The sequence below is a fragment of the Microbacterium sediminicola genome (genome assembly GCF_039531125.1).
Lineage (GTDB): Bacteria > Actinomycetota > Actinomycetes > Actinomycetales > Microbacteriaceae > Microbacterium > Microbacterium sediminicola.
The window spans coordinates 1,556,875-1,571,077 of sequence record NZ_BAAAPL010000001.1; the positions used below are offsets into that span (position 1 = coordinate 1,556,875).

At 67.4% G+C, this 14,203-nt stretch carries 15 protein-coding genes and 1 tRNA gene; 5 read left to right on the forward strand and 11 right to left on the reverse strand.

Going from position 1 to position 14,203, the window contains the following annotated elements; all coding sequences use genetic code 11:
* Positions 1 to 2 precede the first annotated feature (2 nt).
* A complete protein-coding gene (locus ABD206_RS07280; RefSeq protein WP_344070864.1) occupies positions 3 to 491 on the reverse strand; it encodes a hypothetical protein in 489 nt (162 codons plus the stop codon).
* 99 nt (positions 492 to 590) lie between these two features.
* Positions 591 to 1,967, reverse strand: coding sequence for an aminomethyl transferase family protein (locus ABD206_RS07285; RefSeq protein WP_344070883.1), 1,377 nt, complete (start codon positions 1,965 to 1,967; stop codon positions 591 to 593).
* Positions 1,968 to 2,097: 130 nt separating this feature from the next.
* Here ABD206_RS07285 and ABD206_RS07290 point away from each other — a divergent pair, with 130 nt between their 5' ends.
* The gene (locus tag ABD206_RS07290) at positions 2,098 to 2,601 is read left to right on the forward strand and encodes a MarR family winged helix-turn-helix transcriptional regulator (RefSeq protein WP_344070889.1); all 504 of its coding nucleotides are present in this window, start codon (positions 2,098 to 2,100) and stop codon (positions 2,599 to 2,601) included.
* A gap of 9 nt (positions 2,602 to 2,610) precedes the next feature.
* On the opposite strand, the gene ABD206_RS07295 is transcribed toward ABD206_RS07290, so the two are convergent.
* The 3 genes from ABD206_RS07295 to purU are packed head-to-tail and all read right to left on the reverse strand — an operon-like array spanning position 2,611 to position 5,775.
* Complete coding sequence (locus ABD206_RS07295) at positions 2,611 to 3,957, reverse strand: aminomethyl transferase family protein (protein WP_344070891.1); 1,347 nt, start codon at positions 3,955 to 3,957, stop codon at positions 2,611 to 2,613.
* A gap of 43 nt (positions 3,958 to 4,000) precedes the next feature.
* Entirely contained in the window at positions 4,001 to 4,849 is an 849-nt protein-coding gene (locus ABD206_RS07300) for a methylenetetrahydrofolate reductase (RefSeq protein WP_344070893.1), read from the reverse strand.
* A gap of 26 nt (positions 4,850 to 4,875) precedes the next feature.
* Positions 4,876 to 5,775: a formyltetrahydrofolate deformylase gene (purU, locus tag ABD206_RS07305; protein ID WP_344070895.1), complete on the reverse strand. Its 900-nt coding sequence runs from the start codon at positions 5,773 to 5,775 to the stop codon at positions 4,876 to 4,878.
* Between the two features lie 110 nt (positions 5,776 to 5,885).
* On the opposite strand from purU, the gene ABD206_RS07310 reads away from it, so the two are divergent.
* Positions 5,886 to 6,032 carry a hypothetical protein gene (locus tag ABD206_RS07310; protein WP_344070898.1) on the forward strand — a complete coding sequence of 49 codons (147 nt, stop codon included), beginning with the start codon at positions 5,886 to 5,888 and terminating at the stop codon, positions 6,030 to 6,032.
* 48 nt (positions 6,033 to 6,080) lie between these two features.
* Here the strand turns inward: ABD206_RS07310 and ABD206_RS07315 are convergent.
* From ABD206_RS07315 to galU, 4 genes are all read right to left on the reverse strand, one after another.
* Positions 6,081 to 6,156 (reverse strand) — tRNA-Ala (locus ABD206_RS07315).
* Between the two features lie 54 nt (positions 6,157 to 6,210).
* The gene (locus ABD206_RS07320; protein WP_344070901.1) at positions 6,211 to 7,137 is read right to left on the reverse strand and encodes a large exoprotein; all 927 of its coding nucleotides are present in this window, start codon (positions 7,135 to 7,137) and stop codon (positions 6,211 to 6,213) included.
* A gap of 63 nt (positions 7,138 to 7,200) precedes the next feature.
* Positions 7,201 to 7,830 carry a GNAT family N-acetyltransferase gene (locus tag ABD206_RS07325; RefSeq protein WP_344070903.1) on the reverse strand — a complete coding sequence of 210 codons (630 nt, stop codon included), beginning with the start codon at positions 7,828 to 7,830 and terminating at the stop codon, positions 7,201 to 7,203.
* A gap of 21 nt (positions 7,831 to 7,851) precedes the next feature.
* A complete protein-coding gene (gene galU, locus ABD206_RS07330; protein WP_344070905.1) occupies positions 7,852 to 8,739 on the reverse strand; it encodes a UTP--glucose-1-phosphate uridylyltransferase GalU in 888 nt (295 codons plus the stop codon).
* Positions 8,740 to 8,820: 81 nt separating this feature from the next.
* Between galU and ABD206_RS07335 the strand changes: the two genes are divergently transcribed.
* Genes ABD206_RS07335 through mscL form a run of 3 tightly spaced genes read left to right on the forward strand, consistent with a single transcriptional unit; the run spans position 8,821 to position 10,167 of the window.
* Positions 8,821 to 9,414: a 5-formyltetrahydrofolate cyclo-ligase gene (locus ABD206_RS07335; RefSeq protein WP_344070907.1), complete on the forward strand. Its 594-nt coding sequence runs from the start codon at positions 8,821 to 8,823 to the stop codon at positions 9,412 to 9,414.
* Between the two features lie 14 nt (positions 9,415 to 9,428).
* Complete coding sequence (locus ABD206_RS07340) at positions 9,429 to 9,722, forward strand: FmdB family zinc ribbon protein (RefSeq protein ID WP_344070909.1); 294 nt, start codon at positions 9,429 to 9,431, stop codon at positions 9,720 to 9,722.
* Between the two features lie 19 nt (positions 9,723 to 9,741).
* Positions 9,742 to 10,167, forward strand: coding sequence for a large conductance mechanosensitive channel protein MscL (gene mscL / locus ABD206_RS07345; RefSeq protein WP_344070911.1), 426 nt, complete (start codon positions 9,742 to 9,744; stop codon positions 10,165 to 10,167).
* Positions 10,168 to 10,174: 7 nt separating this feature from the next.
* On the opposite strand, the gene ABD206_RS07350 is transcribed toward mscL, so the two are convergent.
* Entirely contained in the window at positions 10,175 to 10,363 is a 189-nt protein-coding gene (locus ABD206_RS07350) for a hypothetical protein (protein WP_344070913.1), read from the reverse strand.
* Positions 10,350 to 14,030 carry an AAA family ATPase gene (locus ABD206_RS07355; protein ID WP_344071458.1) on the reverse strand — a complete coding sequence of 1,227 codons (3,681 nt, stop codon included), beginning with the start codon at positions 14,028 to 14,030 and terminating at the stop codon, positions 10,350 to 10,352. The genes ABD206_RS07350 and ABD206_RS07355 overlap by 14 nt, the downstream gene beginning before the upstream one ends.
* Between the last annotated feature and the right edge of the window lie 173 nt (positions 14,031 to 14,203).

Consider the following 14,203-nt stretch of genomic DNA (forward strand, 5'->3'; position numbering starts at 1 on the left):
TCCTAAGCGGCGGCCGATCCCATCCCGACGCGGTCCTCATCGATGTGGAGGTTCCCGGCGTCGCTCTCGCTCGGTCCGTACCCGTCTCGATAGTCGAGGGACAGCAGCTCGTGACGCTGGAAGACCGGGCGTCCATCGGCCAGACGGGTGAGAGTCCAACGGTGGCGGAGGTCGGCGATGAGGTGCTCGCCGCCGCCGTCGGAGCGTCGGCGCCAGGTGTCCCAGATCATGCGGGTGGTCAGGACGAGGGGGTCCCCCTCCTGCTCGATCACGTGGTCGTAGTAGAAGTGCAGCTCGTCGTAGAACTGCTCCTTGGATTCGTCGTGCTCTTTCAGCCCCGCCATCCCCACCATCTCGATGTCTTCGAATGCGATCACGAAGTCGTCGCCGACGGTGTGCGAGAACACCGCTTCGGGTGAGGCATGGAGGTCGAAGAGCAGACCCCACTTCTTGATGAGTTCGACAGCTTCGTAGCGACTGACGGGCAGCACGGATCCTCCTCGGCTCGGGGGTGGGATATGACCCACGCTAACGCGATCGCCCCGACCGCAGGCGAAGGACCTGCGGTCGGGGCGATGTGGATGAGCGTGTCAGACCTTCGCGGCCACCGTGCGGTGACCCGAGCCCTGCGTGTCCTCGGTGAAGGGGCGATCGATCACCGTCGCCTTGATCGTGGTCTGGGTGTGGTTCTCGACGAACGGATTCTGCACCCCACCGTCGGGAAGGCCCCACACCAGGTCGACGACATCACCGACGGCTGCTTCCTCGTCGAGCATGCCCAGCGAGATGAAGGCGCGGACGTTCGACGAGTAGACAGGAAGGTTCATGAGGCCCACCAGCTTCCCGTCCTTCTCGACCCGGTCGAACTGCGACGCCGTGTAGAACGCCGCCGGCGTCTCCAGGTACTTGAAGCGCTCGGTTCCGGGGTTGTACATGCTCGCGTAGATCTTCGCGACGTCATCGCGGTCCCACTTGATCCATGCCTTGCGTCGGTGCTTCTCGCCGATGCGTGCTTCGAGGGCCTCACGGCCGATGAAGTCGTGGTCGAACTTCGCGATGTGCGTGTAGCCGAGGTCCCAGGGAGTGACGTAATAGTCCTCGATGTCATCCGATACGAAGCTGCCACCGAGTGCGAGATGTCCCTCGAACGAACGGGCGGGGAGCCACTCGCGGTAGGCCTTCATCTCCTCGCTGCTGTAGATGGCGGGAAGCGTGTTGGCGATCCAGCCCGACTCCGCCGCGACGGATGCATAGGCGCGGCCGCCGATCTGGGTGATGCCGTACTCGGCACCCGCCTCCAGCAGCGTGCTGCGCACGCCCTCCAGTTCCTCGTACGGTCCGAAGAACTCCAGGCCGGGGAAGCCGGACATGCGGTGGTTCAGCGCGGTCGTGGTGTACTCGCCGATCTTGAACGTGCCCATGTGGAAGAACTTGATCTCGGGCATCGGACCGCCGTTGACCTTCTCGAAGATCTTGTCGGCCGTCGGGCCCTGCAGCTGCAGGCGATAGTACTCACGGCCCTTGGGGTTGGCGACGGAGCGCTCGTCCTTGCGGACCGTCACATCCCAGTCACCGGTCTCGGCGTGGTACTGCACCCAGTTCAGCGCCGGCGGACGACCGACGACGCGCACGACGTTCTCCGCGATGCAGAACAGGATGGCATCGCCGACCATGTTGCCGTCATAGCCCACAGCGACCAGCTGCTTGGCCTTCATCGGGCCGAAGCCCTTGAAGCTGTTGGCACCCACGTGGGCCAGCAGCGCGTAGGTGTCGGGGCCCTCGATGACGAGATCCGTCATGTGCAGGGAAAGGTCCATCAGCGCGGCACTCGTGCGCCAGGACTCCTGCTCGTCGCGCCAGTTCGTGAATTCGGGCTTGACCGGGAACTGGTAGGCGCCGGAGCGGCCCGCGCGCAGCAGCGCGATCGGTCCACCCAGCGACTGGATCTCTTCTTCGAGGCTGGCCATGGTCGTCCTTTCGACATCGTCACCCTCAGCTCCGAGGGACTTCGGCGAGCATAACAGTCTCTTACAATGTTTTCTAGTATCTGAAAACATTGTGCGTCCGGTAACATCTGGAGTCAGCGAAAGGATGATGATGACTTCGACCGCGGACGGGGCGACGGCGCCCTCAGAATGGCTCGGCGCACTCCCCTACCGGCTGTGGCGCGCGAATCAGGCCGTCCACCGACGTGTGACGGACGCGATCGAGGACCTCGGCGTCACGGTGACCCAGATGGGCATCACGGTCCACCTTGACGAGCTCGGGCATATGTCGGCATCCGATTTGGCACGCCTGTTTCACCTCACGCCGCAGAGCGTCACGACGGCGCTGGGTCATCTCGAGCGACTCGGCTGGGTGAGACGCCTGCCGCATCCCGTCCACAAGCGCGTGATCTGGTACGAGGCGACACCGGAGGGCATCGAGGCGGCCGCGGAGGGCCGTCGCCGGGTCGCCAAGGTCGACGCCGACGTGCGCGCGGCGCTGCCGGGAGGTGACTCCGCCGCGCTGGATGCCGCGCTCGCGGTCATCACCGCCACGTTCGGCGAGACGCTCCCGGTCGGCACGATGTGGCCGGTCCCGGGAGACGTCTCGCGATAGACCGTTCGGTCAGCGGGCGGAGGCGAGCCCGCGGTAGGTGGTGCGAGCGTACTCGTCGTACGGGGAGGTCTGCACCGTCGCGCGGATGCGGGGGAAGCCCAGGTCCGCGTCTCCGGCGGTGCCGTGACCGGGGTGCTCGCCCCAGACGACCTCGACCTGCGTTCCCGGCGTGGCGTGCGCGGCGTCGACGAGGGAAAGCGCGAGCACCGTCCCGATCGGGGCGATGTTCGAGGTCCAGAACGTCATCCCGACCAGCTCACCCCCCGCCTCGATGCGGAAGCGACCGTAGTTGTTCAGATAATCGAGGTCGGCACCCATGACACGGTCGACATCATCACGGTCGAACTCCAGGGTGACCTTGGTTCGCAGCTGGTCGCTGCCCTTGGCCGCAGCGAGCGCGTCGCGCCCGATGAAGTCGTGGTTCAGCGAGATGGAACGGCCGTAGCCGAGCTCCCAGGGCGAGATGTAGTAGTCGGAGATGTCGTTCGAGTAGAAGCTGCCCGACAGCGGCTTCATGCCCTCGTACGAGAACTTCGGCAGCCATGCGCGATAGTCGGCGAGCCGCGGGTCGGTGTAGATCGCAGGGGTCGGGGTCGGGATCCAACCGCTCTCGACGCCGTTCGTGAAGTAGGCCTTGCCACCGACCGGGACGATCCCCGACTCGGCGCCCGCGGCCAGCAGCGCATCCTTGACCTTGCTGTAGTGGGCGAAGTCACCGATGAACTCGTAGCCGGCCTGGCCGGCCATGCCGTGGCGGAGCGCCCGCACCGGAACACCGTCGATCGAGGTCATCGTCGAGTGGAAGAACGCCGTTTCGGGCAGGGGTCCTCCGAAGGCCCGAGAGACGACATCCATTGCGTTGGGGCCCTGCACCTGGAAGCGGAAGAGGGTGGGGTCACCGTCCTTGCGCACCGACGAGTCGGGGTCGGTGACGCACTGCACGTCGTAGCCGCCGCGCTCGCCGTGGTACTTCACCCAGTTCTGCGAGGCGGGAACGCCGGTGAGGGTGTACCCATTCTCCGCGGTGCGCAGCAGGATGCCGTCCACGATGATGTTGCCGTCGTACGAGACGGGGACGAACTGCTTGGCCTGACCGACGGCGAACTTCTCGTAGTTGTTCGCGCTGACCTCGGAGAGCAGGCGCGTCGCGTCGGGACCGTCGATGAACGTGTCGAACATGTGGAACGACAGGTCGAACAGGGCGACGGTCGTGCGCCACGCTGTCTGCTCGGCGGCCCAGCCGGCGAACTCCGGCTCGACGACCGGCACGGTCCACGGCGCGACGCCGGGCTTCCAGAGCAGCTGGATGGGGGATCCCGCGGCGTCGATCGCCTGCTGCAGGGAGGGGATGGTCATGGTGCTCTCCTTTGAGTGAATGAAGGTGGGTGCGATATGCGGATCAGGCGGTGAGGTGGTCGCGGACCCATTCCGCGGTCTTGGCGATGCCGCCGAAGGTGTAGAAGTGGAGGCGCACGTCGCCGTGGCGCTCGGGATCGTAACCGTCGCTGAGCGCGCGGATGAGCTTCTCGGGCCCGGCGGTGCCGACGAGGTTCGTGAGGGAGAAGCCGTACTTCTTGATGATCATCGCGTTGGCACTGATGCCGAACCGGGTCGCGAATGCGATGAGGCGCTTCACTCCGGCGGGGCCGGGAACGCCGAGGCGGATCGGGAAGTCGATGCCCTCGGCGCGGACCTTCTCGACCCAGCCGAGGAAGGCGGCGTCATCGAAGCCGAACTGCGTGATGATCGTGCCGGGGATGCCCTGCTTGCGCAGGGAATCGGCCTTGCCGCGCAGCGCGTCCCACAAGACGTCGGTCGCGATGTCGGGGTGACCCTCGGGGTAGCCCGCAATGCTGACATCCTGGACCCCGTATTCGGGGAGGATGCCCGAGCGGATGACGCGCTCCGAGTCCGGGTAGGGACCGGCGGGGGTGGCGGGGTCGCCGCCGACCACGAACACCTTCTCAGAGGCGCCGGCCTCCTTCAGCGCACCGAGGAACGTCTCGAGCTCCTGACGGCTGGTGAGTCGTCGTGCAGAGATGTGGGGGACGGGGACGAGCCCGCTCTCGAGCACCGCGCGCGATGCGGCCAGTCGCATCGGGAGGTCCTCGTTGCCGAGGAAGGTGACGTTCATGCGCGTGCCCTGCGGCAGCAGCGGAGCGGCCTCGCGCAGGTCTGCGACGTCCTTTCCGGTCATCTCCAGGGAGAAGTCCTTGGCCAGCGGGGTGAGGAAGGGTGCGTTCGCCATCGATCGCCTTTCGTGTCGGGGTGTGCTCAGAAGATGACGGTCTCGCGACCGTGACGGATGACGCGGTCCTCGCAGTGCCAGGTCACAGCACGCGAGAGGACGGCACGCTCGACGTTGGCGCCCTTGCGCTGCATGTCGGCGGCGGTCATCGAGTGGTCCACCCGCGCGACGTCCTGCTCGATGATCGGCCCCTCATCGAGGTCTTCCGTGACGTAGTGCGCGGTGGCACCGATGAGCTTGACGCCGCGCTCCTTGGCCTTCTTGTAGGGCCCGGCACCGATGAAGGCGGGAAGGAACGAGTGGTGGATGTTGATCACCGGCACCTCGACGTTCTCGAGGAATGACGGCGAGAGGATCTGCATGTAGCGGGCGAGCACCACCAGGTCGACGTTGCCGCGCAGCAGGCGGACGATCTCCGCCTCGGCCGCTGATTTGTCGGCTCCCTGCGAGGGCACGTGGAAGAACGGGATGCCGAACGAGCGGACGTCGTTGGCGACGTTCGTGTGGTTGGAGATCACCATCGAGACGGTCATGGGGATCTCACCCCGACGGTGGCGCCACAGCAGATCGAGCAAGCAGTGGTCGGAGGTGGAGGCGAGGATGGCGACGCGCTTGGGAACCGACCGGTCGTTGAGACGCCACGTCAGTCCGAAATCGTCGGAGATGACCTTGTCGAGTTTGGCTTCGAGATCTTCGCGGGCCGCGGTGAAGTCCGGCAGGTGGAACACCGTGCGCTGGAAGAAGTGACCGCCCTCGGGATTGTCGCTGTACTGGTCGAGGGAGACGATGTTCGCGCCACTCTCGTGCAGCACCGTCGTGATCGCCTGGATGAGCCCTGGCTGGTCCTCTCCCTCGACGAGGAGGACTCCCTCGTCGGAGGGGAGCTTGGCCGAGGTGGCGGCCGGTCGAGGTTCGACGAGTGTCATGATCTGCTCCATTGCTTGTTTCAGACAACTGAAACTATATCAACGGGCAAAGAATGGGGAAGAGATCATCCCCTACGGACGGTTCAGCACTGTCGAACTAGACTTGCCCCGTGAGTTTCTTCGGTGGCGGCAACGGCGACAAAGATGACAAGAGCAAGATCTCGAACGGACGCATCGCGATCTGGGTCACCGTCGCGGGCGTCGGCGTCTACTTGATCGGCTCAGGCGTGATCGGCATCATCACCGGCGGCAGCTGAGTCTCGGCCTCGATGAAAAGAAAATCCCCGGCATAGCCGGGGATTTTTTGGTGGACCTGAGGGGATTCGAACCCCTGACCTCTTCATTGCGAACGAAGCGCGCTACCAACTGCGCCACAGGCCCGAGAACCCAGTAACACTATCACGCGCCTCGAGTGCGCCCCGAATCGCGGCGGGGTCAGGCGCTGGCCGCACGGCGGGCGAGAAGGTCACGCACGTGCGCCTCGATCTCGGCGTCATCGACGTAGCCGAGCCGTGTGAAGTCCACCGATCCCCCGGTCTGACGCTGGGTGGTCTGCGCGCGCTCGCGCACGACACGCGCATGCTCGATCGTGGGCGGCGCGGCGGCCGCTGCCTTCGCGCGCATCGCCTCGTCCATCGCCGCCTGCCGCAGCGCCGCGCGCGCGTCCTCGGCATCCATCATCGCGGCCGCGCGAGAACCCGCGGCGGCGGTGAGAGGGGCGGGAAGTGATCGCGGGGCCCACTGGCGCGTCGCGGGCAGCGACACATCCTGCACGGTCGGCGTCGGGACGGCGGGGGCTGCGGCGACGGGCGCCACCCTCGTCACGGCACGGGACGACACCTTGGCCATCCGCCCAAGCATCAGCGTGCACACAACGGCCACGGCGCCGGAGATCCACAGCAGCGTCTCCGCTCCCGTGGCCAGCAGCAGCCACAGCCCCCACGCGGCACACAGCAGAGCAACGATGCCGACGAACGTGGTCAGGAGGCGAGCCCGACGACGGGCACGGCGGCGGCGGGCCGCCGGCAACGAACGCGCAGCCTGCAGCTCTTCGCGGGCGGTCTCGACGGCGGCTTGCTCACGCTCTGCGACAGCTTGACGCGCGAGTCGTTCGCGCTCCGCCAGCGCACGCTTGGCCTCACGCTGCTGGGCTTGAGCCGTGCGCGCACTGAGCTCGAGTCGCACCTCTTCGGGAGTCTCACTCGTCTCCGCGAGCACGCGCAACGCCTGGTTCAACCGCACCGCGTTGCGCTCGGAGGCATCGAACTGACGACGCTCGTACCAGGAGGGGACGAGATAGACGAGCCAGAGCAGCACGGAGACAGCGACGATGACGCCCCCGCCCAGCACCTGCCCGTCCATGCGTCATACGGTATGCGACCACGGGCCTCACGGCCCGCATCGGCGCGGGTGTGTCGAGGCGTGTCAGACCGCGGAGCGATCCTGCGGGGGCACGGTCGCGGCATCCTTGGGCACCCGGCCCGCGAGCCAGCGACCGAGGACCCCCTCCGGCACCTCTTCGCGCACCAGTGCGAAGGCGTAGTGATCGCGCCAGTCCCCATCGATGTGGATGTAGCGGCGGCGGTACCCCTCGTAGCGGAAGCCCAGCTTCTCGACAATGCGCAGGCTCGCCCTGTTCTCGGGACGGATGCAGATCTCCACCCGGTGGAGATTGAGTTCCACGAAGCAGGCATCTGTGGCCAACGCCACCGAGATCGGCGTGATGTTCCGCCCGGCGAACTGCTCACCGATCCAGTAGCCGATGGTCGCGGAGCTGAGGGACCCACGGGCGATCCCCCACACGTTCAACTGACCGGTGACCTGGCCGCCGTACTCCATCACGTACGGCACGCCGGCGCCGTCGCGGTACTGCTGTAGAAGCCGCCGCACCCCCAGACGCATGTCGAAAGACACCGGCCCGTCGGGGCTGGTCGCCTCCCAGGGACTCAGCCAGGCGCGATTCTCGAGCAGCAGCTGCTGCAGCGTGCGTGCATCACGCTGACGCACGAGCCGGATGGATACCGGCCCATGCTGAAGAGGAGCGGTGAGATCCACGGCACCCCTTCCAACGAGCGGCTACAGGGTCGCCGCGAACTCCTTGAACCAGGGCTTGAGCTCGTCGCCGAGATCCTCGCGGTCGGCTGCCAGCTGCACGATGGCCTTGATGTAGTCCACCTTATCGCCGGTGTCGTACCGACGACCGCGGAAGATCACGCCGCGCACACCGGGTCCGTTCGGCTCGACCGCGAGCTCCTCGAGCGCGTCCGTCAGCTGGATCTCGCCACCCTTGCCCGGAGCGGTGTGCTCGAGCACATCGAAGACCGTCGGGGCCAGGACGTAGCGTCCGATGACGGCGAGGTTGGACGGCGCGTCCTCCTTCGCCGGCTTCTCCACCAGCCCGCTCACGGTGACGACATCCGGGTCGTCGGTGGGCGCGGCGACGGCGCAACCGTACAGGTGGATCTGATCGGGATCGACCTCCATCAACGCGACGATCGCCGCGCCGGTGCGGCGGTGCTCTTCGAGCATCTTGGTGAGGAGCGGATCGCGCTCGTCGATGAGATCGTCGCCGAGCAGCACCGCGAACGGGTGGGTGCCCACGTGCGCCTGCGCACGCAGCACTGCGTGGCCCAGACCCTTGGGCTCGCCCTGGCGCACCATGTGCACATCTGCGAGGTCGGAGGAATGCTCCACGGCGGCGAGCTTCTTCGTGTCGCCCTTGTCGCGCAGCTTGTCCTCGAGCTCGGGGACGGCATCGAAGTGGTTGGCGATGTTGTTCTTGTTGCGCCCGATGATGATCAGCACATCCTGGATGCCTGCGGACGCCGCTTCTTCGACGACGTATTGGATCGCCGGCTTGTCGACGACGGGCAGCATCTCCTTCGGCATCGCCTTGGTGGCGGGGAGAAAGCGGGTACCGAGACCAGCAGCGGGAATCACGGCCTTGAAAGGAAGGTCAGACATGAACCCAGACTACCGGGGAGCGTCGTTGTTCACTGCGCCTCCGTGAGCGCCCGGCACGAAACCACCTCCTAGAATCGACGCATGTCCGATGCGATCGACGACGAGAAGCGCGCTCTGCGCGCGGACCTGCGGGAGCGGCGTCACATCATGTCGGATGCGGCGCGCGAGAAGTCCGCCGCCGCCCTGACCCGGCAGCTCGACGCTCTTCTGGAGCGGTTCGGCGCGACCTCGGTGTCGTGCTTCCTCTCCACCACGACCGAACCGAACACGCGACCCTTCATCAATGCCGCCGTTTCCCGCGGGCTGCGCGTGCTGCTGCCGATCACGCGCGAGGACGGGCTGCTGGACTGGACGGTGGCGACCGCGGACGGCTCCGAGATCGAGGGTCTGTTCGGCCTTCCCGAGCCGCTGGGCGAACTGCTCGGACCGATCGCGGTCGGCGACGTCGACCTGATGATCATTCCCGCTGCCGCGGTCGACGTGAGCGGAATGCGCATGGGATGGGGGCGTGGCTACTTCGACAAGACTCTCGGCTCGATGCGCGACGCCCCACCCGTCTACGCCGTGATCTTCGACGATGAACTCGTCGACGCAGTCCCCCGCGATGTGCACGACCAGCCGGTGACCGGTGCGGTCACTCCCGCGCGCATCGTCGATCTCCCCCTCGCCACCTGACCAAGAAGAATCCGATGCCCACCTATTCCTACGCCTGCCGCGACTGCGGTCACCGATTCGACACCGTGCAATCCTTCGCCGATGCTGCCCTCACCGAGTGCCCCGAGTGCCGGGGCTCGCTCCGCAAGGAGTACGGCTCGATCGGTGTGACCTTCAACGGGTCGGGCTTCTACCGCACCGACTCGCGATCGGGTTCGACCGGGTCGAGCGCGGCGTCGTCAGGGGCAAGCGGCTCCTCATCGTCATCGTCATCCTCATCCTCATCCTCGACGCCCTCGTCGCCGGCCACCGCCTCGAGCGGCAGCTGATCTCACCCAGGGAGCACACATGATCAAGGGATTCCGCGAGTTCATCGTCCGCGGCAACGTCATCGACCTCGCTGTGGCGGTCGTCATCGGCGCGGCCTTCACCGCCATCGTGAACGCGATCGTCGCGGGTCTGATCAATCCCCTGATCGCCCTCATCTTCCAGGCCGACAGCCTGAACAGCCTCACGTTCGACGTGCCGACGCTGTTCGGCGGCACGACGAGCTTCGCGTGGGGGTCGATCATCGGCGCGATCATCAATTTCGTGGCCGTCGCTGTGGTGGTCTACTTCGTGTTCGTCATGCCGATGAACAAGATGAAAGAGCGCGCCGCCGCGCGCGAGGATCTGCCCGAAGAACCCGAACCTATGCCGAGCGAGGCGGAGCTCCTCATCCAGATCCGCGACCTGCTGTCCGACAAGAAGAGCCAGGACTCCCCCACACCCTGACCCGGCGTCAGTAGTGGGGCGGGACGTCGCCGCGCATGCGAGCGTCGTTCGGGCCCTCGGCCGGGCTGGATGCCGTACCGGACGCATCGGGGAGGTCACCCTCCACCGGCTCGTCGCCCGTCCCCGGCGCCGGGGTGAGGCGCGCCCGGCGTGATCCCGAGACGCGTTCGATCCGCTGCCTGTCAGAGCGCGGCATCGAGGGGCTGGGTGTCGCCCTCGGCGACGGCCTGGTCGGCGGGAACCCCGAGCAGGCCCGCGATGCGCTGCGCGACGCCGGCGGGGTCGCTGTACAGATCGAAGGAGTGCACCCGGACATAGTGCCACCCGAGCCGGCGGAGGATCTGGGGCCGCAGTCGCAGCGACTCCCGCAGCGACTCGCCTGAGGCTTCCGGGTCGCTCTCGGCGACAACCGCCTTGCCGCGATGCTGCGCGACCAGGGGCAACAGGCCCCGGTAGTTGACTTCGACGGCCACGCCGAGCCGGCGCAGCTCTCGTGCCAGCGACAGCATCAGCGGATCGCCGTCGTCTTCGTTGCGCTCTGCGCGCGCGCGCCGCTCGACGTCGCCGAGGATCCCCATGAGAGAGGCCGCTCCGTGCGAAAGCCGTCGTGCGTCCACGGCGCCCGGCGAGATGCACGAGACGATCACCATGGAGCGACGGGCGCGGGTCATCCCGACCGTCAGCAGACGTTCCCCGTCAGCCGTGGAGAGGTCACCGAAGTCACTCAGGACCCGGCCGTGGCGCGTTCGACCGAAGCCGAGCGAGAAGATCACGCGGTCGCGGCTCTCGGCGACGGATTCCTCGAGGGTGAACACCGCGAAGGGCTCGGCAGTGTCGCGTCCGACGAACTCCGCGACATCGGAGCGTCCGGCAAACGCCTTGTCGACCGCTGACCGGATGCGCGCGGCGTGCTTGGCGCTGGCGGTGATCACCATGAGCGACTCACCCGCCCGATTGATCGCGTGCTCGACGACCAGCGTCGCCACCCGGGCGACCTCGGCTTCGGGGCTCTCCACCGCACCCGACTGGGGGTCGGGGACACCGATTCCCCCCTCGACGTAGTCAACGCTCAAGCTGCCACGCCCGAGATAGGAGCCCGCCCACGGCAGGGAGACGATGTCCCCTCCGTAGAACGCGTCGTTGACCAGTTCTGCGAGGTCCTCCCCGCCCGCACGATAGCTGCGCGTCAGGGTCTCGACCGGCAGGATCTCGGCGAGACGCTCGAAGACACTCACATCATCGAACGGCGTCTCGGGCTCGTCCTCGACCGTCATCGGCCCGGCGCTCGTGCGGAAAGCGGTCGGCTTCTGGGTGACCGGGTCACCCAGCGCGATCACCTGACGCGCCCGGCGAAGCGCCGGGGCCGCCTCGATGAGGCTGAGGGCAGCCGCATCCGAGATGATGACGACATCGAAGTCGGCATCCTCGGGGATCATGGGCACGTCGTAGGGAGATGCCAGCCACACCGGCGCGAGCGTGCGCATGAGTGTCGGAGCGACGCTCGACAGGTGCGCGGGTGACGTTCGCCCGTCTCGCAGCGCCTGCTTGAGCGCTCCTGCTTCGTGCGGCTCGTCGACGATACCGATGCGCCACTGCGTGGCCAGGTGCGCGGCCAGGAGCTGACCGGATGACGCGGCGTGGGCCTCGTCGACGAGTCGGAAGTCACGCTCGAGTCGATCGACCACCGCAGTGTTGGCGCCGAGCAGGGCCGGCTCCGACCGCAGCAGGTGGTCGAGGGCGGACTGCCACCAGGCGTACTCAAGCTCGTCCGCGACGCGCTCCTCAGGAACATGACGCTCAGACAGGTCGATCAAGAGCGGCTCGAGGCCGAGCGAGGCCAGCTGGGTGCGCAGCGTCGCGCGCTCCATCAGGTTCTCGAACACCTCGGAGTCGGCGGCCAGACCCGCGAGCGTGCGCACGAGCGTCTTGATCGGCAGCTGCGCGAGCGCATCGGCTCCGGCACGGCCGAGGACGGCATCGAGCTCGGCCAGCTCCGCATCCACGCGCTGCCAGCCCACCGCGACGTCGGCGAGCCCCAGCGGGATGTCGGGGACGACCGCCGTCTCGACCAGACGCTGCCACTGCTGGCGCTGCTGCTGAATGCGGACGAGCGATTCGTACATGTCACCGACATGGACGCCGGGCCGCACGTATTCGCGCGCGAGCTTGCGCAGGCGGCGCCGGTTGGCGCCACTGAGATCCGACGAATCGCGACGCGGCGCGTGGGCCTGGATGAGTTCGGCGAGGGGACGCTCGAACACTGTGGGGCTGAACCGGTCGAGCGAATCGCGGATACCCTGCAGCAGTCGCAGGTACTCCCCCATCTCGGTGACGGTCTCGAACGGGCGCATGTGCGTTTGGCCCAGCAGCACGTAGCCGCGCTCCAGCAGGTGGGGCAGGTCGGTGCGGTGGAGCTTGCCTGCCAAGGAGTGCGCGGCGCGCGCCTGCTCGGTGGTCTGGAAGCTGACGCCGTACCAGGGAGAGTCGGAGGGGCCGATGCGGAACTCACCCAGCCGCGCGGCATCGGCGAGCGCCTTCGCCGCCTCGTCCCGCCCGCGGGCGAGACCCACGAGGGTCTGGATGTCGAATCGTGCGCCGGTGGTCGGTGGCGTCGGCAGCTGCGCGAGGGCGGAGGTGCACCGCAGGATGTCGAGAACCGAGACCCCCAGCGCGTCGTGCTGCTCGGAGATGGCGGAGCGGTAGTCGCGGAGGACCGTGCGCAGGCGGACGAGAGCGTCGTCGACCTCCGACACCTTCGGTGGCACGGCCTTCTCGTTGCGTCCGATCGCTCGGATGAGGTCACGCTGCAGGTCGCCCGGCGAGACGGCCAGGCCGGGCAGCCCAACCCCCGCCAGTCGGTGGCGGACGCCGTCGAGGGTGGAGCGACGCGCGCTGACGACCAGCACCCGTCGCCCTTCGCGCACGAGGGACCCGACCGCGTTGATGACCGTCTGCGTCCCGCCCGTGCCGGGCAGGGTATGGACGACGAGCGACTGGCCCGCCGTAATCCGGCTCAGTACCGCTTCCTGCTCAGCGTCGGCATCCAGCAGCAACGAGTCCGACGCCGGCGAGCGCTCGTCGGGGCCCGGGCGTACCGGAACAGGGCGACGCAGCTGCAGTCGCTCGCGGTCGGCGGCGTCGCCGGCAAGGGCGTTGAGCACGGGGTGGTCGAGCTGAACCGCGTCCCGGGCCATATCGGCGCCGACATCGACGAACGTCGAGACCACCAGGCGCGGCTTGACCTGGAAAGAGGGTACCTGCGCAAGGAGAGCGCGCAGGTGGTCGATCACGGGCTGCGGCTTGAAGACACCCTGGTCGTAGGCGAGCGCGGCGAGCGCATCGGCGTCGAGTTCAATGCCGAAGTGCGAGCGCATCGCGCGCAGCAGTTCGGGGTTGAGAGTGAAAGTCCCGTGAAGCTTCAGCTCGTAGTCGGTGTGGTGACGACGGATCGCGAGCGGGCGCAGCAGGACAGGAGCGACACACTCCAGACCCCCGATGCGCCAGGAGGCGAGGCCCACGGCCAGGCGCACCGCTTCGAGTCCTCGGGCGGTGCGCAGTTCGACGTTCTTGGCGGTGATCCGCTCGGCAGCGCGATGGGCCGTGTGCAGAGCCACCTCATCGCGGAAGAGGTTCGACAGGAGCGTGGAGCGTCCGGTGATGAACTTCGGGAGACTGCCAGGGTGCGCCTTGGTGATCTCGATGCCTGCATCGGGCGAATCGGAGAAGTGCAGGAGCGGCGAGCGCCCTCCCAGCTCCGCTGCCTGGGCACGAAGCCGTGCCCGCTCGGCCTCGGCGATGTGGACGACGTCGGCATGCGCAGCCGACACATCCGGCTCGTCCGGATCCACCGGGACTTCACGCATCGCACCATCCACGCCCAGGATGACACCGCCTTCTGCTCGCACCACACGGTCAGACTAAGTGGCTGATCCGGCAGCGCCCGGTATCCTCGCGCGGGTGTTGCGGTTTTGCGCGACACGCCGACCCACCGGCCGTTCCTCCCCAATAGTCGGGCAGCGCGGACCTCGCGGAGACC

What these genes read in the sequence shown, in the direction of transcription:
- ABD206_RS07285 (WP_344070883.1), bottom strand. Translation starts at nt 1,967, where the DNA reads ATGGCCAGCCTCGAAGAAGAGATCCAGTCGCTGGGTGGACCGATCGCG.
- ABD206_RS07290 (WP_344070889.1), top strand. Translation starts at nt 2,098, where the DNA reads ATGACTTCGACCGCGGACGGGGCGACGGCGCCCTCAGAATGGCTCGGC.
- ABD206_RS07295 (WP_344070891.1), bottom strand. Translation starts at nt 3,957, where the DNA reads ATGACCATCCCCTCCCTGCAGCAGGCGATCGACGCCGCGGGATCCCCC.
- ABD206_RS07300 (WP_344070893.1), bottom strand. Translation starts at nt 4,849, where the DNA reads ATGGCGAACGCACCCTTCCTCACCCCGCTGGCCAAGGACTTCTCCCTG.
- purU (WP_344070895.1), bottom strand. Translation starts at nt 5,775, where the DNA reads ATGACACTCGTCGAACCTCGACCGGCCGCCACCTCGGCCAAGCTCCCC.
- ABD206_RS07320 (WP_344070901.1), bottom strand. Translation starts at nt 7,137, where the DNA reads ATGGACGGGCAGGTGCTGGGCGGGGGCGTCATCGTCGCTGTCTCCGTG.
- galU (WP_344070905.1), bottom strand. Translation starts at nt 8,739, where the DNA reads ATGTCTGACCTTCCTTTCAAGGCCGTGATTCCCGCTGCTGGTCTCGGT.
- ABD206_RS07335 (WP_344070907.1), top strand. Translation starts at nt 8,821, where the DNA reads ATGTCCGATGCGATCGACGACGAGAAGCGCGCTCTGCGCGCGGACCTG.
- ABD206_RS07340 (WP_344070909.1), top strand. Translation starts at nt 9,429, where the DNA reads ATGCCCACCTATTCCTACGCCTGCCGCGACTGCGGTCACCGATTCGAC.
- mscL (WP_344070911.1), top strand. Translation starts at nt 9,742, where the DNA reads ATGATCAAGGGATTCCGCGAGTTCATCGTCCGCGGCAACGTCATCGAC.
- ABD206_RS07350 (WP_344070913.1), bottom strand. Translation starts at nt 10,363, where the DNA reads ATGCCGCGCTCTGACAGGCAGCGGATCGAACGCGTCTCGGGATCACGC.
- ABD206_RS07355 (WP_344071458.1), bottom strand. Translation starts at nt 14,030, where the DNA reads ATGCGTGAAGTCCCGGTGGATCCGGACGAGCCGGATGTGTCGGCTGCG.